The sequence below is a fragment of the Rheinheimera soli genome (genome assembly GCF_031457405.1).
GTDB classification, from domain to species: Bacteria; Pseudomonadota; Gammaproteobacteria; order Enterobacterales; family Alteromonadaceae; genus Pararheinheimera; species Pararheinheimera soli_A.
The window spans coordinates 111024-133345 of the sequence record NZ_JAVDWR010000001.1; the positions used below are offsets into that span (position 1 = coordinate 111024).

The following is a 22322-nucleotide window of genomic DNA, read 5'->3' on the forward strand; positions in this document are numbered from 1 at the left end:
TGCTTAGCATCAATGGAGATTTAGATGTCGGATAACTTACTTCGGATTGGAACCTCAGCCATACTGGCCAGTACGGCTTTGCTTTCTACCACAAGTAATAACATCGCCAATCTGAATACTCCGGGTTACAGCAGACAACGCACCGAGTTTGAATCAAATATGCTGGGGCTGGGGGTTGGCCGGGGTACCACCGAACGTCTGGTGAATGACTTTGCACAAAAACAAATGTGGCGTGATACCTCTTCTTTCAGTTATGCCAGGCAGTATTTGTCCGAAGCCAGTCGTGTGGATGCTTTGTTGTCTGATCAGTCCAACAGCATTTCTACTGGCATGTCTTCATTTTTTAGTCAGTTACAAACTGCCATCAATGATCCAACCAATGCGGCATCACGGCAGTTGGTGATGGGCAGTGCCCAGACTTTATTAAACAGATTCAATACCTTGTCAAATCAGATGACAGAGCAGAATAAATACATCAGCCAGCAACTGGAAACCGATGCCCAATCTGCTAATGAAAAAATTACTGTGATAGCGCAGCTGAATCAGGAAATACTGGCTTACGGTAAAAGCCCTGGAAAACCACCGCCATTAGATTTACTGGATAAAAGAGATCAGGCGATTAAGGAGTTGTCTGGTTTGGTGGATATCAATGTGCTGGATGCGGCCAATGGTGACAAACAAGTATTTCTCAGCAGCGGCCAGTCTTTGGTGATTGAAAACGGTAAATTCAGCTTGTTTAGTGTGGCTGGTAATCCTGATCCGAATCGCAAAACGTTGCAGCTCAGAGCCGCCAGTAATCCAAATGTGTTGATCAATGTCTCTGAAACTCAGTTAGGTGGCAAAATTGGCGGCTCCTTGCAATTTCGTTCCGCTGTATTGGACCCGGCACAGAAAGAATTAGGTCAGTTGGCTTTAGCCTTTACCGACGCCTTTAACACGCAAAACAGGCTTGGAATGAATGCCGATGGTAACTTAGGCGGCGATTTATTTACCTTACCCACTTTTACCGCCTGGCCTTTTAGCGGCAACACAGGGGCAGGGACAATTACTGCCTCAGTGGCCCCTGGGCAAGGCAAAAATATTCCTGCCAATGATGTGCGTATTACTTTTACGGCTGCAGATGCTTTTACGGTAGAAGCTGTTGACGCTTCAGGCAATGTGATACCAGGAACAGCCATCAGTCGCACTGGTGTGGTTTTCCCTGTGACTGTCACTTCAGATGATACGGATGATTTTTTTGGCTTAAACATTACTTTAGCCAATGGCGCACCGGCTTTTGCTGCAGGCGACAGATTTGATTTAAGACCTTTAACTAATGCAGCACAAAATATCAGTCTGGCGACTAACCGCCCTGAAGCTTTGGCTTTTGCATCACCACTCAAAGGCGAAAAAACACTGGAGAATCTGGGCAATGCTGAAATAGATAAGCTTACTGTGAGCAGTGTAGGGCAGGCGGGCAACAGACTATCGTCGCCAGCTAACTTTACTGACGGACCTATTTCTGTCACTTATCTGGGCAACAATCAGTTCCGGATTGAAGACTCTGGTACCCCCGTTGTCAGTGAAACAGTGACCTATGCGGGCACTGATTATCAGAATTTATTAGGTGCCTCCACCAGCTTTGCGAACGCTGGTTTTGATTTTTCTGTTAAAGGTGTGCCGCAAGTGGGCGATACCTTTAGTATCTCTTACAACACTGGTGGTTTCGAGGACAACAGAAACGGCTTGTTGTTAGGTAATTTACAAAATGCGGATATGGTGCGGATTAATGCTGCAAGTACTGTCAATGCAGACAAATACCAGACCTTTAATCAGGCCTATTCAGAATTAGTAGGGTTTGTCGGCACTCAAACCAGTCAGGCTCGGGTGACTGCCGCATCCTCTAAGTCTTTATTGGAGCAAACGACGGCCTGGCATGAATCTTTATCAGGTGTCAGTCTGGATGAAGAAGCAGCTGACTTAGTCAGGTTTCAGCAAACTTATGCTGCAGCGGCTAAAATTCTGTCGACGTCACAAACAATTTTTGACACCCTGTTGCAGGCGGCGAGGTAATAATGCGTACCACTTTTAATATGAAGTATAGCCAAAGCCTGGATTCCATCTTAAGTACTCAGGACAAGTTACAAACCGCCAGTTTAATGCTGAACAAGCAAACCAAAATTTTAACTGCGGCTGATGACCCGTCTGGTGCTGCGCGTGCAGTGGGTCTGGAAGCTACTATTCAGCAAACCAGCCAGTATCAGAACAACAATACTGCTGCTCGTAATAGTCTTGAGTTGCAGGAAACTGTGCTTAGCAGCATGCGTGGCGCTATGGACAGGGCAAGAGTTTTGACTTTGTCTTTGGGCAACGGCACTTATGATCAAAATGACCGTAAAGCTATTGGCGATCAGTTGGGTAATATCCGTGATGAGCTGTTCGATTTAATGAATCGCCGGGACGAGTTGGGGGGGTATTTATTTTCCGGCTTTCAGGATCAAACCCAGCCCTATAGCCTGAACAGCGCTACCGGACTTTATGAATTTAATGGTGATAGCGGGCAAAAATCTATTCAACTGTCTTTATCTATTACTATTGCCGCTAATGACAGTGGTCGCAGTATTTTTGACACTGTAGATAAACGTTTTCAGACCAGCAATGCAACTGTAGGTGCTCCTGTGACAGCGGCGAAAGTCACAGTAGCCAATCAAAGTGTATTTGATAATTTCTACAAGCAAAACTATGACGGTTTAACACCAGCTAACAATGATTACTCAGTGGTGTTTTCCGCACCATCTAATTATGAAATTCAGCGTAATGGTGCGTCTCAGGTACCAGCTGTGACTGGTACTTACACTGCTGGCGAACCGATAAACTATAAAGGTTTGTCTATTGACGCCACAGGTGCTGCACCTGGCGGTACTGTGGATTTTAGTCTGCAGCCACCGGAAAAAACCAATATCCTCAATTCTTTAACCGATTTAATTAACGGTATTGAAGCGGGCGATAGTGGGGATGCACTGAACGAACGTATTCTGGACGCCACAGTTGAAATTGACAACGCCTCTGCAAAAGTCGATTCTGCAGTGTCTTCTATTGGTGGTCGCTTAAATGTAATTGAAAGCATTTTTGGCAGTAATGAAGATGTACTCATTGCTACTAAATCCCACAAAGCAGATGTGGTGGAACTGGATTACAGCACAGGTATTACTGAACTGGTGAAGCAGGAAACTGCATTGCAAGCGGTGCAGGCTACCTTTTCCAAAGTGACAGGCCTGAGTTTATTTGATTACATCAGGTAAGAGAACCTTTATTTCCCTTCTATTGTTCTGATTTTATAAGGCAGGAAGCCCTATGTTTAACACCGAACTATCCCGTTTTGATCAATTGTATTTACAAGCTAATGACTGGCCAGTGAATGAATTTCATCACTGGGACACAGTCAACTTTTCTGTTCTGGATCCACAAACTCAACTCAGCCTTCTAAAGAACTTTAGCCCCAATTCTGTGGCTGTATCTATATGGCGAAAATTGCGATTATTGCTGCTGGGTGAGCAAAGTGTAGATGAGAAAAAACTACTGGACCATTTCAGTAGCTTGCCTTTTTTGCAGCAGAATATGCTGTACAGCCAATTGATGCGGGCCAATTTTGTTGGCCAGTCCGGAGCTTTTGATTACGCGCCTTTGTACCAGCTGATGATGAAAAACTTTTGCCAGCAAAGTGCAGAGTTTTGCCAGGTCAGCCCGCTGATTGGCAATGGCAATGAAGAAATTGTGTTATTGCTGACCAATCAATTTGTTACTGCTCAGCACGGGCCCACTCTGACTATTTTAAATTACGCCAGTGCTTTAAAAGCTATGGGAAAACATCCGGTGGTGATTTGCTGTACCAGTGTGGCCAAGTCGTCTCACTATGTGTATCCGATGCCGGCACCGGTTTTTTTTGGCACAGTGCGTAACGAATACTTCAAAGGCGACACTTTGTTTGATTTGGACACGGGTAAGCAGCAGGCCAATGCAGGGGGCTCTGTGGTGAAATGCTGGGATCAATACTTTGATTTTATGCAAATTACCCCTATGGACGATGCAGAACATCTGGTTGATTTAGTTAATGTGATTAATCAAATCAACCCACGTTTTATTATTGGCGTGGGTGGTTTAAACCCGGTGCTGGAATTTATAGCCCAAAGCCGGCCTGTGCTGAACGTGCCTTGTGTCACATCTTTAGTGACACCTTTGTATGCAGTGCCTGTATTGCATCGTGAATTGACAGAAAAAGATCAGTTGCGTGTCGAGGCTTTGTCTTTGTCTCACCCTGTGCTTACCAGTCGTTTGCCGTTCAGACTACGTAAGTTTGACTGTGTCAAAAGCAGTAAAGTGACAGACAAAGTACTGAAGTTTGTCATCGTAGGTTATAGGCTCGAACACGAAATGCGCTCCGATTTCATTAACACCTTGTTGATGATTAAAAAGCAGCTGCCTCAGTCGGCTTTTGTCATTATAGGGCCTGATGCGATTGAAGGGTTTCCACCTGAGTTAGAAGCCTGTAGCTATTTCAGCGGCAGAGTCAGCAATGCGATAGACCTGATCGCCAGTTGCCACTTTATGCTCAATCCAAAACGGCAGGGCGGTGGTACTTCTGCTATTGAAGCTTTAAGTCTTGGCATTCCGGTATTGACTGAAGCTTATGGTGATGTCTACCAGTACATTGGGGATGACTTTGTATTTTCATCAGATCAGGAACGACTGGATTTCATTCAGCGTTATCTGACAGATGCAGAGTTTGAAGCCGATTATGTCCAGACTTGTCTGGAGGCAGCAGCCAAAGCAACAGACAGCTTCTCTATAGTGCAGTCACTTCTGCTTGATTACGACAGTTACATCTACCAGCTTCAACATTAAGGGAGCGCAGAGCAAGCCGCCAGGTGTAGCTCTGCCTCATTGTTCTATTCCATAAGCGCTCAGACGTCCATTTCCTCAACTTTTTCACCTATCAGGCCATAAAACCAGCATTTGAATTAAAGTTCTGAAGTTGTGTGCCGATACTATAGTTAGCTGCAAAAATACCCGCAACAAAACACCTTAAGTCATTAAATTTATTCAATAAAATTAAAGAAAATCCTCAAGAAAAACCTCCTGACGTCGATACAGTAATTAAGCAGGGAACAACAAAATAATTACTCTGCAAAACATAAAAAAACTCAGGAGATATATCATGGCTTTATTTGTTAATACTAACGTTTCGGCGTTAAATGCCCAAAGGCAACTAATCAATTCAGGCAAATCATTAGATACAGCGTTTCAACGTTTATCTTCAGGTTTCCGTATCAATAGTGCTGCAGATGATGCTGCAGGCTTACAAATCAGTAACCGTTTAACCAGTCAGGTGAATGGTTTGGACCAGGCGATAAGAAATGCAAACGATGGTATTTCATTATCTCAGGTCGCAGAAGGCGCGATGGATGAAATAACCAACGCCTTACAACGAATTCGTGTACTGGCAGTACAGTCACAAAATGGTATTAACAGTTCCAGTGACCGTATTGCACTACAAAAAGAAGTATCAGCATTAAAAGCAGAAATCAGCCGGATTGCAGCAACAACACAGTTCGGTGGTGTGAAGTTACTGGATGGTATGTACTCTTCCACTTTCCTGGTAGGTGCTAACGCGGGCCAGACCATTAGTGTGAATATATCCAGAGCCGGTGGTGGTTTTGGTTCATCAGGTTTAGGGATAGCGGGCTTAAGTATCAGTAGCTTAGCTGGTGCATCCAGAGCTCTGGCAAGTATTGACAGTGCAATTAACGTGATTGACTCCAAGCGGGCAGACTTAGGTGCGATTCAAAACCGCTTCCAGTCAACGATCCGTAACTTATCGAACATTGTCGAAAATATTTCGGCAGCACGAAGCCGGATCAAAGATACCGATTTCGCAAAAGAGACAGCTGATTTAACTCGTGCGCAGATTCTGCAGCAGGCCAGTACTACCATTCTGTCCCAGGCAAATCAAAGACCGCAGGCAGCACTGTCTTTGTTACAAGGTTAATTATTCAACAATAACTATTAAATATTGAATCATCTTTAGTACGACTCCTGAGCTTTATGCTCTTTGGCCATGCGGCTTTACCGTATGGCCTTTTTTATTTGTATCTAATAGTGGAATGTTTATTTTAAATAATCAATAAAAAAGCTAAAGAAACAATATTGTTTGCCGATACAGTATTTGAGTGGATTAGATTAAATATAAAATGACGTATCCACTTTTTATTCAATAAACGCTCAGGAGAAATGATATGGCGTTATTTGTAAATACCAATGTCTCGGCGCTGAATGCGCAGAGGCAACTAATAAATTCGGGGAAAACCCTGGATACCTCTTTTCAACGACTTTCGTCTGGTTTTCGCATCAATAGCGCAGCAGACGACGCAGCTGGTTTGCAGATCAGCAATCGCCTGACCGCCCAGATACAGGGCCTGGATCAGGCGATACGAAACGCCAATGACGGCATTTCATTATCCCAGGTGGCAGAAGGGGCCATGGATGAGATTACCAATGCGTTGCAGCGCATCAGGGTCTTGGCTGTGCAATCGCAGAACGGCATTAACAGTTCGGCTGATCGCGTAGCGCTGCAAAAAGAAGTATCGGCGTTAAAGACTGAAATCAGTCGTATCGCCACAACCACCCAGTTTGGTGGTGTGAAATTGTTAGACGGCATGTATTCATCGACTTTCCTGGTGGGGGCCAATGCGGGCCAGACCATCAGCGTGAATATCTCAAGGGCCGGTGGTGGTTTCGGGGCTTCTGGGCTAGGAATAGCGGGCTTAAGTATCAGCAGTTTAGCTGGCGCCTCCAGAGCTCTTTCACAAATCGACAGTGCAATTAACGTGATCGACTCTAAACGAGCCGACCTGGGTGCGATTCAAAACCGCTTCCAGTCCACGATCCGCAACTTGTCGAACATTGTGGAGAATATTTCGGCTGCACGCAGCCGGATTAAAGATACAGATTTCGCGAAAGAAACGGCTGAACTGACACGCTCGCAAATATTGCAGCAGGCCAGCACCACCATCTTATCGCAGGCGAACCAAAGACCTCAGGCTGCGTTGTCCTTGTTAGGAGGCTAACAGGACAACAAGGACTCCGGTCCACAGATTGAGAATACGCCTGACCAATGAAGCTGCAGCTTCTGAAGGCAGGGTACAAAACGAACAGCACTGGATCTGGAAGGCATTGGGCGCCGGATCCGTACGACAAACTTTATGGCACTGCTCTGACGCACCTATAGCGAGGAGCTCCTGCCAAAGGAAAAAAGGAAAGGCTTTATGGCTACTTATTTACTAACCGGAGGATGACACCATGTCATTATATGTCAATACCAACGTATCAGCGATCAATGCACAACGTCAGTTAATTACTTCTGGCAATTCATTGGATACGGCGTTTAAACGTTTATCATCAGGTTTCCGTATCAACAGCGCAGCTGACGATGCGGCGGGTTTACAGATCAGTAACCGTTTATCAAGCCAAATCAACGGCTTGAACCAGGCCATCAGCAATGCGAACGACGGCATTTCTCTGGCACAAACGGCCGAAGGCGCGATGGATGAGATCACCAACTCTCTGCAGCGTATCCGGGTACTGGCGGTACAATCGCAAAATGGTATCAATAGTTCGGCAGACCGGGTTGCATTACAAAAAGAAGTATCAGCGCTGAAAACGGAAATCAGCCGTATTGCAACAACAACTCAGTTCGGTGGCATTAAGCTGCTGGATGGTAAGTTCTCCGCCAAGTTTCTGGTCGGAGCCAATGCCGGACAAAATATCAGCGTGAACTTATCACGCACTGGTGGGGGTTACGGTGCATCAGGTTTGGGTATCAATAACTTATCGATATCCAGTGTGGGTGGTGCTTCAGCGGCATTAGCCAGCATCGATAGTGCAATCAAAACTATCGACAGCACAAGAGCGGATCTGGGTGCTTTACAAAACCGGTTCCAATCGACCATTCGTAACCTGAGTAACATTGTGGAGAACGTATCAGCAGCGCGTAGCCGGATCAGAGATACTGATTTTGCTAAAGAAACCGCAGAGTTGACTCGTTCGCAGATCCTGCAACAGGCCAGTACTACTATCCTGTCTCAGGCAAATCAGCGTCCACAGGCGGCCTTGTCACTGTTAGGTTAATCTTTTAAAAAGTAACCGAAATGACATGGTAATAAAAAACGGACCCCAGCGGGGTCCGTTTTTTTTGCTTCACTAAAAACATGAAAAATGCACGGATTTTCTATTTTTTTTGAAAATAATTTCACTTATAACTTTATGAAAAATAAAGAAAAGTGAATTTAATTGCCGCTGGGTGGAAAAAAATTGCCTTTTTTTATTAAAGTCCTGAAGTCAGTTGCCGATAGCTAGTTAAGCCAAATTGCAGTTTGGCGAGAATTGCGGGGTTCCGCTTAACACAAAAGGTTGTGCCAGGGTTTGCAGACCCGCAGCAACTTTAAGGAGTGACTTATGGCTTTAGCAGTAAACACCAACGTATCCGCGTTAAACGCACAACGTCAGTTGTTAAATTCTGGCAATTCACTGGATACATCATTCAAACGTTTGTCTTCTGGTTTTCGGATCAACAGCGCTGCTGATGACTCAGCCGGTTTACAAATCAGTAACCGTTTAACCAGCCAAATCAATGGTTTAAACCAGGCTATCAGTAACGCAAACGACGGTATTTCAGTTGCTCAGGTGGCTGAAGGTGCGATGGATGAAATTACAACTTCATTACAACGTATCCGTGTTTTAGCGGTACAATCACAAAACGGTATCAACGGTTCTGCCGACCGCATTGCACTGCAAAAAGAAGTTTCAGCCTTAAAAACTGAAATCAGTCGTATCGCCCAGAATACCCAGTTTGGTAATATCGACCTGTTGAAAGGCGATTTTTCTGCCAAATTCCTGGTGGGTGCTAACGCTGGCCAGACTATCAGCATCAACCTGTCACGCACAGGTGGTGGTTATGGTACTTCTGGTTTAGGTTTGGCTTCACTGTCAGTATCAAGTGTTGGTGGTGCATCAGCTGCATTAGCCAGTATTGACAGCGCGATCAAAACTATTGACTCAGCACGGGCAGATTTGGGTGCGCTGCAAAACCGCTTCCAGTCTACTATCCGTAACTTAAGCAACATCGTTGAAAACGTATCAGCTGCCCGCAGCCAGATCCGCGACACAGATTTTGCCAAAGAAACTGCTGAATTGACCCGGGCACAGATTTTGCAACAGGCCAGTACAACTATCCTGTCGCAGGCTAACACCAGGCCTCAAACTGCACTATCTTTATTAGGTTAATAGTGGCCTTTTAGGTAAAGCGTAAGGGGGCGACTACTTATTAAAGTTTTCGCCTTGCTTGCCGATACAGAGGTAGATGCAAATGAGTTCAGTAATTACGGGTAATTTTGGTTATCAGCCAACAGCCCCCAAAGCTGCTGCTAATGTTGCAGTTGAGCTGAACAAAATGAAAAGTGCTCCGGAGACTGCCGCGCCAGAGTCCAGGGTAAAGGCTGAGCCTGTGCAAGCAGAGCAAGCCATTACAGAGGATGAATTAGGTGAAGCTGTTGAGAATATCAACCAGTTTGTTAATTCTCAGGGACGCACTTTAAATTTTTCTGTTGATGAAGAGTCCGGAAAACCAGTAGTGAAAGTGGTTGATTTTGAAACCAAAGAAGTGATTCGTCAGATCCCGTCTGAAGAAGTACTGACCATGGCCAAAGCAATCAAAAGATTACAGGAAGATCTGGGGGCTTCGACAGGTTTGATGATTGATAAAACGATATAAAGAGAGGATGAATCATGGCTATCCGGTCGTTAGGTGCCGCATCAGGACTTGATCTTGAAAGTCTGGTTTCGCAGTTAGTTACAGTGGAACGGAACAGTAAAGTCAGTCGTCTGGACACGACGAAAAAGGGCTTGGATTCATCTCTTTCTGCTTTCGGAAAATTAAAATCTGCGTTAACCAAGTTTAAAGATGCAGTGACAGCAATGGGTGATGATAAACTCAAAGCCCGTACCACTGTGATCAAACAACCGACAGAAACTAAAACTTACCTGGAAGCAAAATCAAGCAGTACAGCTGCGGCGGGGAACTTTGACATTAAAGTCAAGTCGCTGGCCACAGGCAGCCGGATTGAAAGTGCGGACGAAGCTTATACCAGTGCATCTGCAGTGGTGAGTACCACAGCTGGTAAATTAACTTTTAGCGCTGATGGTAAAAATTTTGATGTAAATGTCACTGCGGGTATGACACTGGATCAGTTTCGCAAAGCAGTGAACAATGCCAGTGGTAATTTTGGTGTCAGTGCCAATATTATTAATGCTGGTGAAAACGTAGGTACTAAATTAGTGCTGACATCATCAGTTACTGGTTTGGGAAATGGTTTAAAGATTACTAACGATAACGCCGACCTTGACAGCCTTTCGACCAGAGCTTTTGGTAACGATACTGACGGTTCGGGTGGATTAGGTGAAGCTATCGCAGCGGGTAATGCCGAAGTGGTGATAGACGGCATCAGTGTATTCAGTAAAAACAACACTTTTACTAATGCGATTCAGGATACTGAGCTGACAGTGCTTGCAGTGACGCCCGATGATAACAATGCAACCTTAACTATTGCGACAGATAAAAAAGCGGCTGAAGATAAAATCAAAGCTTTTATGGATGCGTACAACGGTTTATTGACTGAAGTAAACAGCTTAACTAAAAACCGTACCATAGGGGATGATGGTAAAACCGTAGTCTCTGAGGGCGGGGCTTTAACCAGCGATCCTATGGTTCGCAGCATTATGAGTCAGGTGACTAAAACCTTAGGCAGCGCCTTTTCATCAGGAGGCAACAGCTTAAATAACTTATATGCTTTGGGTATTACTTTTAACGATCAGGGCAAAATGGAAATTTCCAGTGCACGGCTCTATGGTGCTGATTCTGGTCGTCAACGCTTTGATAACGCACTGGAAAATAATTACGATAAAATTGCTGATTTGTTTGGCGCTTCAGGGGGTATTACCAAATCTCTGGATAAAGTGATTTCTCAGTTTACTGACCGCGATGGTTTATTAGTAAACAAAGAAAACTCACTCAAAGACCAACTGAAAAAAAATTCTAAAGATCGTGAGGCCTTTGAACGATATATAGTGAGCTACGAAGAAACCTTGCGTCAGCGTTACGGAGCTTTGGATTCCACTTTGGGTCAATTACAAAGTACGTCCAGTTACCTGGTGCAACAGCTGGCAAACTTGCCAAACTATAGTCGTCGTTAACAGGAGCTTGCCATGAGTTACGGTATTAAGGCCTATAAATCTGTAGGCATCAAAGATGATTTAGCAGTTGCCGATCCGCACCGCATTATTCAATTGTTAATGCAGGGTTCGCTGGAAAATATGGCCAAAGCGAAAGGCGCTATGGAGCGTAAAGATTTCGCCGAGAAATCCCGTACTGTGTCCAAAGCCATGAGTATTATTTCTGCCTTGCAACATTCGCTTGATATGGATGTAGGTGGTGAAGTGTCACAGAACTTATGGTCATTGTATGACTTTATGGTGAATCACCTGATGCAGGCCAGCCGCGAAAGCAATCCGGCAAAAGTGGACGATGTGATTGATATCATGATCAAAATTAAATCTGGCTGGGATGCTATTCCGGTAGAAGACAGACAAAAAGGCTTCCAGTTGCTTGCCGAGCGTCAGGGCCAGGCGGCTTTGGCATCCGCTTAATGACAGATCTCATTGTTAATTTACAAGCCAAGCGCCAGCAAATAATAGAACTGCTGGCGCAGGAAGACTACCCCACTGAAGAATTCGCATTGTATTGGCAGGAGTTTGATCAGCTGTTGCGACAACTCTGCGAAAACCCACAACAAACACCTGATTTACAAAGTATATTGGCAGATAACTTGCAGTGGGTTAGTCTTATCACTGAACAAGTCACTTCTGAGAGAAGCACTGTAGCTGCCAGGATGTTGCAATTACGCAAAGGTAAAAAGGCGCATCAAAGCTACGGAGACAATAATTAAGCAGGTGCCAGGCCTTTATGCTGAAATATATCAATTACCAAATCCTCGATAATTCCGACCAGCAAGAAGCTCTGGAAAAACAAGTCTCAGTCACTATAGGGCGTAACATACGCCAGAATATTGACGCGTTTCGGCAACATATTCCCAGCATGGTCAGCCTGATCAACGATCATCAGGTTCAGCAATATTCCTTATTTTGTACTAAAGATGCCGAACTGAATATTGTAGACTTCGCCACAGGGCGGGTGTTTTACCAAAGTTCAGCCAAACAAGAAGTGCTGGCGGAAGTGCAGGAGTTCTATTCTCATGCTGCTTATTTTAACCTGCAAAGTAAAAAAGATGATTTAACCTGGCGTCATCAGCCTTTACCACAAAAAGTTGATGTGCTGATGGTGTTTGGTATGGGCTTAGGTTATCACCTCAACGAACTGGTGATGAACAGCAATATCCGCTATCTGGTGGTGTATGAACCTAATGTGGATATTTTACTTTGTTCAGCGCAGGCGAATAACTGGCAACAGTTGCTTGATACAGCCACCAGCATGGGCACTCACATATTTTTGCAGATGGGTTCTGATGCGACAGCTGTGCCTGCTGAGTTAACAGAGTTGTTAGACTTCGATCAAACACTCAACCAAATTTTTGTTTACCGTCATCAGTTTCACCCTGTGATGGACGATGTGCTGCATTATTTACTGCAACATTCAGGTAATAAAGACGCGTTAACTCAGGTTTCCCACCAGTTTACTGAATATAAAGAGTACGCAGACTATGTGTCGGAACGCTCAGGTAACTTATTAGGCCACTACAAGCCGCAAGATTATAAAACTGCACAGGCTCAGGCTTTGTACGACACCAATATGGAGGCTTTGCAGAAATTTTATCCTAAAGTGCACAAGGCCATACTGGAACATAAAACCCGGGCATGGCAGTTGGTGTGTGATGCTCAAGGCCAACCCAATTTATATCACCAGAAACGTCATGCTTTGTTTCATGCGGATCTCGAAACTGAATCTACAACACTGGTCGACTATTTCGTCAATCATCCATTTAAAGATGATGTGGTGCTAAATCAACGGGTCAGTAAGAAGTTCATGGGGTACCTGCATTTTTCTGCGGTCAATAAACTACAGCCACTGATCGAAAATACGCTGAACCAACAAAGTAAATTGCCAGCTGCAGTGGACTCACTGATTATTTTTGGTGTGGCTTTAGGTAAACATATCGAATTACTTGCGCAACAGCATCAGATTAAAAACCTGTTTATTTGTGAACCTAATCTGGACTTTTTTGCTGCCAGCTTATGGGTCACTGACTGGGCTGGTATTTTTGCCAGAGCAGAAGCAGAAGAAGGTCGTATTTACCTGAACCTTGGCGGTGATGGCAGCCATTATTTCTACGATTTGATGGCTCAGTTTTATCAGGTTGGTGCCTATTCTATTGCTGATACCTATATGCTCAGTACCTACTTTAATATTGGTATGCAAAAGGCCATTAGCGATTTACGTGCAGAACTCAAAGTAGTACTGGCCCTTGGTGAATACTATGATCATGCCCGTTTTGGTCTGGCACATACACATCGTAGTCTGGTCGACGGGCACCGTTTTTTACAACATGTAAACACAGACTATCGTCAGAACACAGCTTTGGATTTGCCAGTGTACATTGTGGGTAATGGCCCAAGTCTGGACCATTGTTTTGATTATCTGCAGGAATACCGCGATAAAGTAGTGTTGATCAGTTGTGGTACTGCCCTGGGGTCTTTGTATAAAAAAGGCATACGGCCTGATTTTCATGCCGAGATAGAGCAAAACCGCTCAACCTATGACTGGATCACTCAAATTAAAGATCCGGAGTATTTAAAACAAATCCGTTTAATCAGCGTGAACGGTATGCATCCGGATACTGCGGCTTTATTTAAACAAACCTTGCTTTGCTTTAAAGACGGCGAAGCCTCGACTTATGTATTTCATAATGGCCTGAAAAAACTGGGTTATAACGTAGCTTCTCTGGCTTATGCTTACCCGACAGTGACGAATATGGTGATGAACTATGCTATTAAGCTTGGCTTTAAGCAGTTTTACTTATTTGGTGTCGATTTAGGTTTTATAGATATTAACCAGCATCACTCACAGCATTCCTCTTATTACAAAGCTGATGGCTCTCAGGTGTATAACTATCAGGCACGACATGGTGGTGGTGTACCCTCTACAGGCAACTTCAGACCCATGGTGTACACCAAAGCTGAATTTGATGTATCGCGTAAGTTACTGGAGCAGGCGATAGCCAAAGCTGGCCGGAAAGTAGAGGTGTATAACTGCAGTGACGGCGTCAAAATCAAAGGCACCATAGCTTTAATGCCGGAAAATATTTTGCTGGTGGATGTACCACAAGATAAAGATGGGTTGCTTGAACAGTTGATTGAACAAGCCTTTTATCCGGAATTGCCAGAATGCGCTGATAAAATTCGTCAGAAGTTCTCTGCCACAGCTTTTGAAAAAACCATGCTGGAATGGCAGGAAATTTTAGCGCAAGATGCAAAAGATCAAGCCGATGCCAAAGCGCTTATCGCTGCACAGTGGCTACTGCTGCGTAAAAGAGCAGTCAAAGACAAAGATATTACCTTTTGTTTGTTTCATGGCAGTTCCAACTACATGGCCGGTATTATGACCAAGCTGGCGGCCAATATCAGTGAAGATACGCCTGAGTTTTTAAATACCTTTAATCAGGTGTTGCAGATATGGCGGGATTATTTGAAGGAAGGTGAACGTTTGTATACACAAGAGCCTTTTGAGTTGGATCAGGTTAGTGTCAGTTACTTATTTAATAAAATCTGATCATGAACGCAATCGTATTTAGTGCCGGGAAGTGTTGAAGTAGTAAATCTCATCGAAAGATTTAATTTTATATTAAGTAAAATCAGTAGCTGTCGATAATAAGCTTGATAGCACAAATAAGAGGAGTGAGGTCTGGTGAAAGACAACTTAGCATCCAGCGCGTTTGATACCAACTTCACCCATCAGGCTGTTGACGGAAGGACTAAAATAGTTTTGTTTGGTGCATCAAAGGCCGGTGATTATACGCTTCGTGCATATTTAGCAAAAGGTTATGACATTTTAGCTTTTTCTGACAATAACAAGGCACTTCATTACACAAAAAAAGAAGGTATTCCTATCTTACCTCCTGACGAGCTCTCCAGGATTAAATTTGATCAGATAGTGATATGCAGTCAATACTGGTCGGAAATTTATCAACAGCTAACAGGTGAATTAAACGTAAGTAAAGACAAAGTCATTGTAGCAAATTCTTCTGAACTTAAAGCAACCACTTTTGAAGCTCCTGAAGTGATGGCTCAGGCCAGATTAGCACTGCGGTGGATGTTAAACATGTTTAATCATTCAGCTCGGCCCTATTACCTTGATGGAGGCACTTTGCTTGGTTTAGCCCGTTCTGGAGACCTAATTCCCTGGGACAATGATGTAGACTTGTCGATATTGCAGCAAGACGCAGATTTTTATTCTGAATTTTTGGAAACATCGCTACCCGATCTGGAACAGTACACAAGCTGCCGTTGGACTATTTCATATTTGCTTTATGAGCACTCTGGCCTTGTATGGCAAAAAGGACAACTGAGAAAGATTGTTCTGACAAATGAAGATTTCAACTTTAGTGTGGCCTTGATTGTTCGATATTATAATGCCCCGTTCTATTGTTATAGCGCTGTATCTTGCATATTTTCAGATCATGAACGTCATTTTTCCCAAAACGACTGGTTAGATTTCTATGGCGTTAAAGCCGCTGTTCCTTGTCATTATCAGTCCTTTTTAGATGCTACCTACGGTGATTGGCGAACAGAAGTCAGGGACTGGCATTACACAGATTACAAAAATACCGACTTCTACAAAGGAGGCAAAGATGACTAAAAGAATATATGGAAGTAAAGTCGATCTTGATACACAGTCTGTGTCGATATTCTTTGAAAATAGGGCGAAAAAGTTTAATAAAGACTATCCCTATGTTGCTGTGAATTATCAGGATTCTAATCCTTCCCTTACTGTTGCCAGAGACCAGGAAGAAAAACAGCGGATTTTGCCACTTTTGACTCTGTCTCAATACAGTTCAGTATTGGATATAGGATGCGGTATAGGCCGTTGGGCCGATTCTCTGCATAGTCTGATTGGCTCTTATACTGGAACAGATTTTTCTGCCGGATTGATCCAAATTGCTAAAGACAGATTCTCAGAGCATGAAAATATAAAGTTTATTAATTTAGCAGCACAGGATACAAAAAAAGAAAATCTGGAAGGGGAAACTGACTTTAATCTCGTTATCATATCTGGCCTGTTAATCTACTTAAATGATCTTGATTGTTTGACATTATTTGAAAATATAGCTAATTGTGTGACAAAAGAATGTCAAATCTATATCAGAGAACCTGTGGCTATTGAAAGTCGCTTAACGCTGAATAAGATATTTTCAGAGGAGTTGAGTGCTGAATACAGTGCGGTGTACAGAACCTTTGATGAGGTTCAGGCTCTGCTTGCGCCAGCGTTGTTTAATAGCGGTTTTAAGGTGCAACATAGGGGTAAATTGTTTTCTACTGCTTTGTCTAACCGAAAAGAAACAGAGCAACATTTTATGATTCTGGCGAGAGAGTAGTTAGATGAAAGCTTATTGCTTCGATTTAGATGGTACGCTGACCCGGTTGGAACTGTTGCCCATGATAGCCAATGAAATAGGCTTGCATGAAGAGATCAGTGCTTTAACAGAGGCAACGATAAAAGGTGTTATTCCTTTTCGTAAGTCCTTTTTGCTTAGATGTCGTTTGTTAAACGAAATTAGTGTCTCCAGAGTAAATGAGATTGTGCAAGAAATACCTTTGTATGAAGCAATAGTTAATTTCATTAATGCCAATAGTCAAAATTGCTTTGTCGTGACGGGTAACTTAGATGTGTGGGTTTTATGTCTTCAGAAAAAAATAAAAGCCAGATTCTATTGTTCAAAAGCTTCAGTGAAAGACAATTTCATAAAATCTATTGATACAGTACTTGAGAAGTCAGATGCGATAGATGAAATTCGTCGTTTAGGTTTTGAACAGATCATTGCAATTGGAGATGGCATGGGGGATGTATCCATGTTTGAGAAGGCTGATGTGGGTATTGCTTTTGGTGCAACTCACGAACCCATTCAATCTTTGATTGAACATTCAAATTATATAACTTTTAGTGAAACCGCACTATGCAAACTATTAAATACGCTGTGATCAGTGCAGCTGGTATGGGAACCAGGCTAGGGTTGAATAAACCTAAGTGTCTGGTCGAAATCAATGGCAAACCAATCATTGACCATCTGCTGGACCTGCTGAAAGAGATTGAACAAGTCCGGATTGTGGTCGGTTTTATGGAAACTGAACTTATTGATCACGTAAAAAGAATTAGAAAAGACGTTGTTTTTGTACGTAATCCGGAGTACAAAACCACATCAAATTCACATAGCCTCTGGCTTGCTTCAAAGGATATTAATGAAGCTTTTCTCGCTATTGACGGAGATATGATCATTGAACCTAAAAGTTTTAAAACTTTTTTGAGCCAATGTGATGGTAAAAAAAATATCATCGGTGTTGCAGTAGCAAAGACTGAAGAAGCTGTGTTCGTTGAACTTGATCAGCAGCAACAAGTAACAAGTTTCTTCCGGGCTCCTGCCAGTGGGATAGAGTGGTGTGGTATCGCTTGTTTCGTTGATATTGCATTTACTCCTTATTCGGAGCGGTATATCTATCAGTTTATCGAAGACTACTTGCCTTTGGATAGTTGTTTGATCACATGTTGTGAAATTGATACTCCAGCAGATCTCGAGTTGGCCACAAAACAAAGCAAGAGTTTCGAGTTGTAACAGCAGTTAACTTATGTTTTGCATGAAAACCGGAGTTTGCTGTTGTCTTGCTTCAGTGCTAAGAAAAGCTTTGTAACCTTATTTCTTTGAATCATGGTTACAAGTAGCAATTTATGTTCATAAGTTTGAAGCTGTTTGAACTAAGCTTTAGCACTTTGACTTGCTTCAAATAGTACCAGTTGTTTTTTGTTCCTTAGCCATTTGTTCCGAACGTTGTAATACTTGTGTGATACGCTGTTCATGAACGGGCAGAACAAAATTATCGGCCCGGCCAGGATTCACCATCTCCGGCACCAGCTCATACAGTTTTTGCCAGGACAGATACTGCACCAGTTCTGAGTAAAGAGGTAATTGCAGTAACCAATCAGACAATCGAGCCAATAAAGGCTGTATATCCTTTGACACCGCCTGTTTCGACATCACCAGTTCAATAATAGCGGGCAGACTAAAACTGCAGGCCAGACCATGAGGCACAGCGTAATGGCTGGTCAGAGGATAAGAGATGGAATGGGCTATGGCTGTTCTGTTGATACTAATGGCAAGACCAGCCAGAAAGCTGGCCTTTTGTAGCTGCTCTCTGCCTTTCAACTGATCCGGTTGTGTTAAAACCGATTCCAGATGCTGCATTACCAGCTCTAAAGCCTGCACTGCATAGTTGCGGCTGACAGGGGTGTTGTGTTTATTCCACAAGGTTTCCAGGCTATGCGATACCGTATCCAAAGCTGTATACAAGGTTTCTTGCCACGGCAGGCTTAGAGTCAACTGCGGCTGCAGTATGGTTAAAACCGGATACATGCCCTGATGAGCCAACGAATACTTTTTATGAAAGATACCATCCCAGACTGTGGCAAAAGGGGTGACTTCGGCGCCTGTGCCCGCTGTAGTCGGAATAGTGATCAAAGGCAATGAAGGCAACCAGTTCAGTGGTTGTTTTTGCCTGAAATGCAGGTTCAGCAACCCATCAGGCTGGTCCGGTTGCACCAGCGTCTGAGCCAGTACTTTTGCTGCATCCAAAGCGCTGCCACCACCCAAAGCAATCAGCAGCTGTGGTTTTAACGGGCGAAATTGTGTTGTGAGCTTATCCAGCAGATCCAGTTCAGGATTTGGAGTGATACCATCAAACAGCAGCACTTCAGTGGCTGCTGCTAAATACTGTTTTAGTTCTGCAACTACACCCCTTTTAGTAAAACCAGCGCTGGTGATAATCAGTACTGTTAAACCGCTGCATTCGCTTTTTAATGCAGAAAATGCATCAGGGCCACTGACCAGCCGGGTCTGAAGGTGCACTGGCCAGTCTGACTCATTGACTGGCATCTATATGCCTCATAAATGCAGTTTTGTTTTGTTCTGCTGTACTGTCCGGCCGACCCAAATCATCCCGTGAACCCTGAGCGATCAACACCTCCAGCAATACAGGGCCTGTCAGTTGTTTTGCTTGTTGCATAGCCGCAGCAACTTCTGCAGCCGTGCTGGCTGTTAAATAACTTTTGTAATTCAGCGAGGCCGCCAAAGCACCTATATTAATTTCACCAGCCACTGTGGGTTGCCCACCGACAGACTCATGCGACTGATTGTTTAATATCAGATGCAATAAGTTAGCAGGCGCGACTGAGCCTATAATCGCCATAGCACCCAGATGCATCAGCATAGAGCCATCACCATCAATACAGACCACAGCTCGCTCTGGTTGCGCCATAGCCACACCTAAAGCTATGGATGAAGTATGACCCATAGCCCCTACTGTTAAAAAATCGCGTTGAGTTTCACCACGTTGTTTACGCAGCTCAAAGACTTCTCTGGAGGTTTTGCCCGTAGTACTAATCACTGCTTCATCGCCGGACAGGTTGTCCAGCACAATAGCCAAAGCTTCTTCACGTTTCATTGATGAAGCTGCAATCACAGCTCTGCCTGAATGGTGATCGGCGAAGGCGCCTTTACGAACCAGTAAGGCAACAGGGGACTGATGTTGTTGTGTGTATTCGACGGCCTGTTGTACTTGCTGTTGATAGTCTGAATCAGCATCCAGCACAAAATAAGGAATACTTAATAAATCCAGCAGAGCAGGGGTGATGCGGCCTTGTTTGATATGCTGAGGTTCATCTTTAACACCGGGTTCGCCTCTCCAGCCGATAATCAGCAAGGCTGGAATTTTATAGACTTCAGCATCGGTCAATGAGGTCAGTGGATTCACCAGATTGCCCAAACCAGAGTTTTGCAGATAAACAGCGGCAACTTTACCTGATGCAAGGTGATAACCTGCGGCCATCGCCAGCGCATTACCCTCGTTGGCGGTAATACGATGCTGACTGGCGGGCAACTGATCATCTACATAAGCGCAAAGATTCGCCAATAAGGAATCAGGTACACCAAAAAACATCTCGATTTGGTGCTGCTTTAACGTCTGGAAAAAAGCATTTGGCTGGATCACTACTTCCCTCCCGGGATCAGCTCAAGAATTTGTTTGATAGGCATCATATCGGCGTCAGCTTCAGCTGAACGGCTATGGATCAGGATCGACTCCGCAGTTTTGACCATAGCAGGGTAAGCGCTACGCAATAACTGATTGGCATAAATCACTACATTGACACCATGGTCTTTCAGCTCTTTTTCAGTCACTTTGTTGTAACTGGAAGGTACGGCCACCAGCGTTTTACGATTCTCTAACTTGTTGTATCTGTTGCAGAACTCAAAGACCTCATCCGGCGTTTTTTCTCTGCTGTGGATCATAATACCGTCGGCACCTGCATCCAGAAAAGCTTCAGCTCTTTGCATCGCATGATCAACACCCATGCCTAAAATCAGGCTTTCAATACGGGCGATAATCATAAATTCACGGGTAGCCTGTGCATTTTTACCGGCACGAATTTTGGCGCAGAAGTTTTCAATACTGTCCTGGGTCTGCTCTACATCAGTGCCAAACAAGGAGTTTTTCTTCAGGCCTGTTTTGTCTTCAATAATCACGGCCGAGACGCCAAGGCGTTCTAATGTTTTAACGGTAAAGACAAAGTGTTCGGTTTTTCCGCCTGTATCACCATCATAAATAATAGGTTTGGTAGTCACTTCCAGCACTTCGTTTAAGGTCACCATACGTGAAGACACGTCAACAGCTTCAATATCTGGTTTACCTTTGGCTGTAGAATCCGTCAGGCTGCTGCCCCACATGCCGTCAAATTCCTGCGGACCATCAGGGGTATTTACTTTGGTGTTTTCAATAATTAAACCGGACAGTGCGTTATGAATATCTAAAAACCGCACCAGAGGTTTAGCGGCCAGCATACGGCGCAACGAACGCAGACGAATATCAGGCGTAGTGCCAATTTCTTTCATGGCTGCATGTAAGCGGGTAGAGGAAATGCCCTGAGTGTAAGGTACTTCGACCAGTTTGCCGCCCCACTGAGCTAAGGCATCAATCACTCGTTGTCTGGTTTTGGCTTGTACGCCATCTTGCCAGTCGTCACCATGCACCACAAAATCAGGTTTTAACTGTTCCAGATTGGGCACGTAATCCAGGGTTGTTTGTGGGATCACCCGGCTTACACCTTTAATATTTTCGATGACAATTTTGCGTTGCTCGAAGGTCATAAAAGGTACTCTTTTATAACTGGCAATAGCTTGGTCTGTTAATAAACCTACCGTGACGTCACCCAATTCAGCAGCTTTTTTCAAAATATTCAGATGACCCGGATGAACCAGATCGGCACTCATACCTACATAAACGGATTTTGTCATAGTACTTCCTGCTGCCTTTTTGCGCTGACTCAAAGTGGGGTATATGTTAATACCTAAGTTATCGTCCAATAAAGGAAATAGTTTAGAAAAATGCCAATTCTGTTCTGTACTTTTGGTTGTAGTGATAGTGCTTTAATTCGCATAGATCTCAATTGTTGTTCCATTTTACAGGCCTGCAGCAGGAGAGAACTCAATGCAATTGGGCTGATCTGAGCGGTTGCTTCACAAAACCACAGAAAGCAACCGCATGGAGCAGGGATACGTTACCATTTTTTAGGCTACAGGCGCGGCATCGTCTTAAACAAATTGTGTCATGGAATTAAATTGAGCACTGACACCTGAAAAAATGCTCTCTTATTGCAGCCAGCTTTGATTTGGGAAAATATAATTTTTCAGCGATATTCATCTGTGAGTTGCTAAAGCTTCGTATCGGCTTCAGGCTGTAGGATCTGTTTAGGCTATCCGACTTGTTGACGGATAAGGCCGTTATTCAACTTCAGTACCTCTAAAGCGCTGAATATTGTGCTTTAGCCAGGCCTGTTTTTTAATTTTGTTTCTTTTTTATGGTTGAATTTTTCAAAAGCCGCATAGCGTGACAGAGTTACATCATTCGTTGTTATAAAATTTATCTATCAACTGCTCTTACTTTTACTATAGAAAATATTT

General features: G+C 43.8%; 19 protein-coding genes. 16 read left to right on the forward strand and 3 right to left on the reverse strand.

Annotated elements, in window-relative coordinates; genetic code table 11:
- Positions 1-24: 24 nt before the first annotated feature.
- The 16 genes from flgK to J2W69_RS00625 all read left to right on the forward strand — a co-directional run bounded on the left by flgK (position 25) and on the right by J2W69_RS00625 (position 17927).
- Positions 25-2052 carry a flagellar hook-associated protein FlgK gene (flgK, locus tag J2W69_RS00550; protein WP_310273518.1) on the forward strand — a complete coding sequence of 676 codons (2028 nt, stop codon included), beginning with the start codon at positions 25-27 and terminating at the stop codon, positions 2050-2052.
- A 2-nt stretch (positions 2053-2054) separates the two neighbouring features.
- Positions 2055-3281, forward strand: a complete 1227-nt coding sequence (flgL, locus tag J2W69_RS00555; protein WP_310273520.1) for a flagellar hook-associated protein FlgL — start codon at positions 2055-2057, stop codon at positions 3279-3281.
- Positions 3282-3333: 52 nt separating this feature from the next.
- Positions 3334-4881, forward strand: a complete 1548-nt coding sequence (locus J2W69_RS00560; protein ID WP_310273523.1) for a glycosyltransferase family protein — start codon at positions 3334-3336, stop codon at positions 4879-4881.
- Positions 4882-5194: 313 nt separating this feature from the next.
- Positions 5195-6025, forward strand: a complete 831-nt coding sequence (locus tag J2W69_RS00565) for a flagellin N-terminal helical domain-containing protein (protein ID WP_310273525.1) — start codon at positions 5195-5197, stop codon at positions 6023-6025.
- A 247-nt stretch (positions 6026-6272) separates the two neighbouring features.
- Complete coding sequence (locus J2W69_RS00570; protein WP_310273527.1) at positions 6273-7103, forward strand: flagellin N-terminal helical domain-containing protein; 831 nt, start codon at positions 6273-6275, stop codon at positions 7101-7103.
- Positions 7104-7335: 232 nt separating this feature from the next.
- Entirely contained in the window at positions 7336-8163 is an 828-nt protein-coding gene (locus tag J2W69_RS00575) for a flagellin N-terminal helical domain-containing protein (protein WP_310273529.1), read from the forward strand.
- 327 nt (positions 8164-8490) lie between these two features.
- Complete coding sequence (locus tag J2W69_RS00580; protein WP_310273531.1) at positions 8491-9318, forward strand: flagellin N-terminal helical domain-containing protein; 828 nt, start codon at positions 8491-8493, stop codon at positions 9316-9318.
- A gap of 82 nt (positions 9319-9400) precedes the next feature.
- Entirely contained in the window at positions 9401-9805 is a 405-nt protein-coding gene (locus tag J2W69_RS00585; RefSeq protein WP_310273533.1) for a flagellar protein FlaG, read from the forward strand.
- 14 nt (positions 9806-9819) lie between these two features.
- Positions 9820-11283 carry a flagellar filament capping protein FliD gene (gene fliD, locus J2W69_RS00590; RefSeq protein ID WP_310273536.1) on the forward strand — a complete coding sequence of 488 codons (1464 nt, stop codon included), beginning with the start codon at positions 9820-9822 and terminating at the stop codon, positions 11281-11283.
- A 12-nt stretch (positions 11284-11295) separates the two neighbouring features.
- The gene (gene fliS / locus J2W69_RS00595; RefSeq protein ID WP_310273538.1) at positions 11296-11736 is read left to right on the forward strand and encodes a flagellar export chaperone FliS; all 441 of its coding nucleotides are present in this window, start codon (positions 11296-11298) and stop codon (positions 11734-11736) included.
- Positions 11736-12035 carry a hypothetical protein gene (locus J2W69_RS00600; RefSeq protein WP_310273540.1) on the forward strand — a complete coding sequence of 100 codons (300 nt, stop codon included), beginning with the start codon at positions 11736-11738 and terminating at the stop codon, positions 12033-12035. The genes fliS and J2W69_RS00600 overlap by 1 nt, the downstream gene beginning before the upstream one ends.
- Positions 12036-12052: 17 nt before the next feature.
- Positions 12053-14872: a motility associated factor glycosyltransferase family protein gene (locus tag J2W69_RS00605; protein ID WP_310273542.1), complete on the forward strand. Its 2820-nt coding sequence runs from the start codon at positions 12053-12055 to the stop codon at positions 14870-14872.
- 135 nt (positions 14873-15007) lie between these two features.
- The gene (locus tag J2W69_RS00610) at positions 15008-15958 is read left to right on the forward strand and encodes a LicD family protein (RefSeq protein WP_310273544.1); all 951 of its coding nucleotides are present in this window, start codon (positions 15008-15010) and stop codon (positions 15956-15958) included.
- Positions 15951-16694 (forward strand): class I SAM-dependent methyltransferase, encoded by a 744-nt coding sequence (locus tag J2W69_RS00615; RefSeq protein WP_310273546.1) that lies wholly within the window; start codon positions 15951-15953, stop codon positions 16692-16694. The genes J2W69_RS00610 and J2W69_RS00615 overlap by 8 nt, the downstream gene beginning before the upstream one ends.
- 4 nt (positions 16695-16698) lie before the next feature.
- Positions 16699-17298, forward strand: coding sequence for an HAD-IB family phosphatase (locus tag J2W69_RS00620; protein WP_310273548.1), 600 nt, complete (start codon positions 16699-16701; stop codon positions 17296-17298).
- Positions 17274-17927, forward strand: coding sequence for a phosphocholine cytidylyltransferase family protein (locus J2W69_RS00625; protein ID WP_310273550.1), 654 nt, complete (start codon positions 17274-17276; stop codon positions 17925-17927). Before J2W69_RS00620 ends, J2W69_RS00625 begins: the two co-directional genes overlap by 25 nt.
- Positions 17928-18092: 165 nt before the next feature.
- Here J2W69_RS00625 and J2W69_RS00630 read toward each other — a convergent pair whose 3' ends face one another.
- Genes J2W69_RS00630 through aepX form a run of 3 tightly spaced genes read right to left on the reverse strand, consistent with a single transcriptional unit; the run spans position 18093 to position 21656 of the window.
- Positions 18093-19241: a phosphonoacetaldehyde reductase gene (locus tag J2W69_RS00630; protein ID WP_310273552.1), complete on the reverse strand. Its 1149-nt coding sequence runs from the start codon at positions 19239-19241 to the stop codon at positions 18093-18095.
- The gene (gene aepY, locus J2W69_RS00635) at positions 19228-20355 is read right to left on the reverse strand and encodes a phosphonopyruvate decarboxylase (RefSeq protein WP_310273554.1); all 1128 of its coding nucleotides are present in this window, start codon (positions 20353-20355) and stop codon (positions 19228-19230) included. Before aepY ends, J2W69_RS00630 begins: the two co-directional genes overlap by 14 nt.
- Positions 20355-21656 carry a phosphoenolpyruvate mutase gene (aepX, locus tag J2W69_RS00640; RefSeq protein ID WP_310273556.1) on the reverse strand — a complete coding sequence of 434 codons (1302 nt, stop codon included), beginning with the start codon at positions 21654-21656 and terminating at the stop codon, positions 20355-20357. The genes aepY and aepX overlap by 1 nt, the downstream gene beginning before the upstream one ends.
- Positions 21657-22322 lie beyond the last annotated feature (666 nt).

Bases quoted from the DNA above. Each gene is read 5' to 3' on its own strand.
- J2W69_RS00605 (WP_310273542.1), top strand. From the start codon at position 12,053: ATGCTGAAATATATCAATTACCAAATCCTCGATAATTCCGACCAGCAA.
- J2W69_RS00575 (WP_310273529.1), top strand. From the start codon at position 7,336: ATGTCATTATATGTCAATACCAACGTATCAGCGATCAATGCACAACGT.
- J2W69_RS00615 (WP_310273546.1), top strand. From the start codon at position 15,951: ATGACTAAAAGAATATATGGAAGTAAAGTCGATCTTGATACACAGTCT.
- J2W69_RS00585 (WP_310273533.1), top strand. From the start codon at position 9,401: ATGAGTTCAGTAATTACGGGTAATTTTGGTTATCAGCCAACAGCCCCC.
- J2W69_RS00625 (WP_310273550.1), top strand. From the start codon at position 17,274: ATGCAAACTATTAAATACGCTGTGATCAGTGCAGCTGGTATGGGAACC.
- flgL (WP_310273520.1), top strand. From the start codon at position 2,055: ATGCGTACCACTTTTAATATGAAGTATAGCCAAAGCCTGGATTCCATC.
- aepX (WP_310273556.1), bottom strand. From the start codon at position 21,656: ATGACAAAATCCGTTTATGTAGGTATGAGTGCCGATCTGGTTCATCCG.
- fliS (WP_310273538.1), top strand. From the start codon at position 11,296: ATGAGTTACGGTATTAAGGCCTATAAATCTGTAGGCATCAAAGATGAT.
- J2W69_RS00565 (WP_310273525.1), top strand. From the start codon at position 5,195: ATGGCTTTATTTGTTAATACTAACGTTTCGGCGTTAAATGCCCAAAGG.
- J2W69_RS00630 (WP_310273552.1), bottom strand. From the start codon at position 19,241: ATGCCAGTCAATGAGTCAGACTGGCCAGTGCACCTTCAGACCCGGCTG.
- flgK (WP_310273518.1), top strand. From the start codon at position 25: ATGTCGGATAACTTACTTCGGATTGGAACCTCAGCCATACTGGCCAGT.
- J2W69_RS00570 (WP_310273527.1), top strand. From the start codon at position 6,273: ATGGCGTTATTTGTAAATACCAATGTCTCGGCGCTGAATGCGCAGAGG.
- J2W69_RS00580 (WP_310273531.1), top strand. From the start codon at position 8,491: ATGGCTTTAGCAGTAAACACCAACGTATCCGCGTTAAACGCACAACGT.
- fliD (WP_310273536.1), top strand. From the start codon at position 9,820: ATGGCTATCCGGTCGTTAGGTGCCGCATCAGGACTTGATCTTGAAAGT.
- J2W69_RS00600 (WP_310273540.1), top strand. From the start codon at position 11,736: ATGACAGATCTCATTGTTAATTTACAAGCCAAGCGCCAGCAAATAATA.
- J2W69_RS00620 (WP_310273548.1), top strand. From the start codon at position 16,699: ATGAAAGCTTATTGCTTCGATTTAGATGGTACGCTGACCCGGTTGGAA.
- J2W69_RS00560 (WP_310273523.1), top strand. From the start codon at position 3,334: ATGTTTAACACCGAACTATCCCGTTTTGATCAATTGTATTTACAAGCT.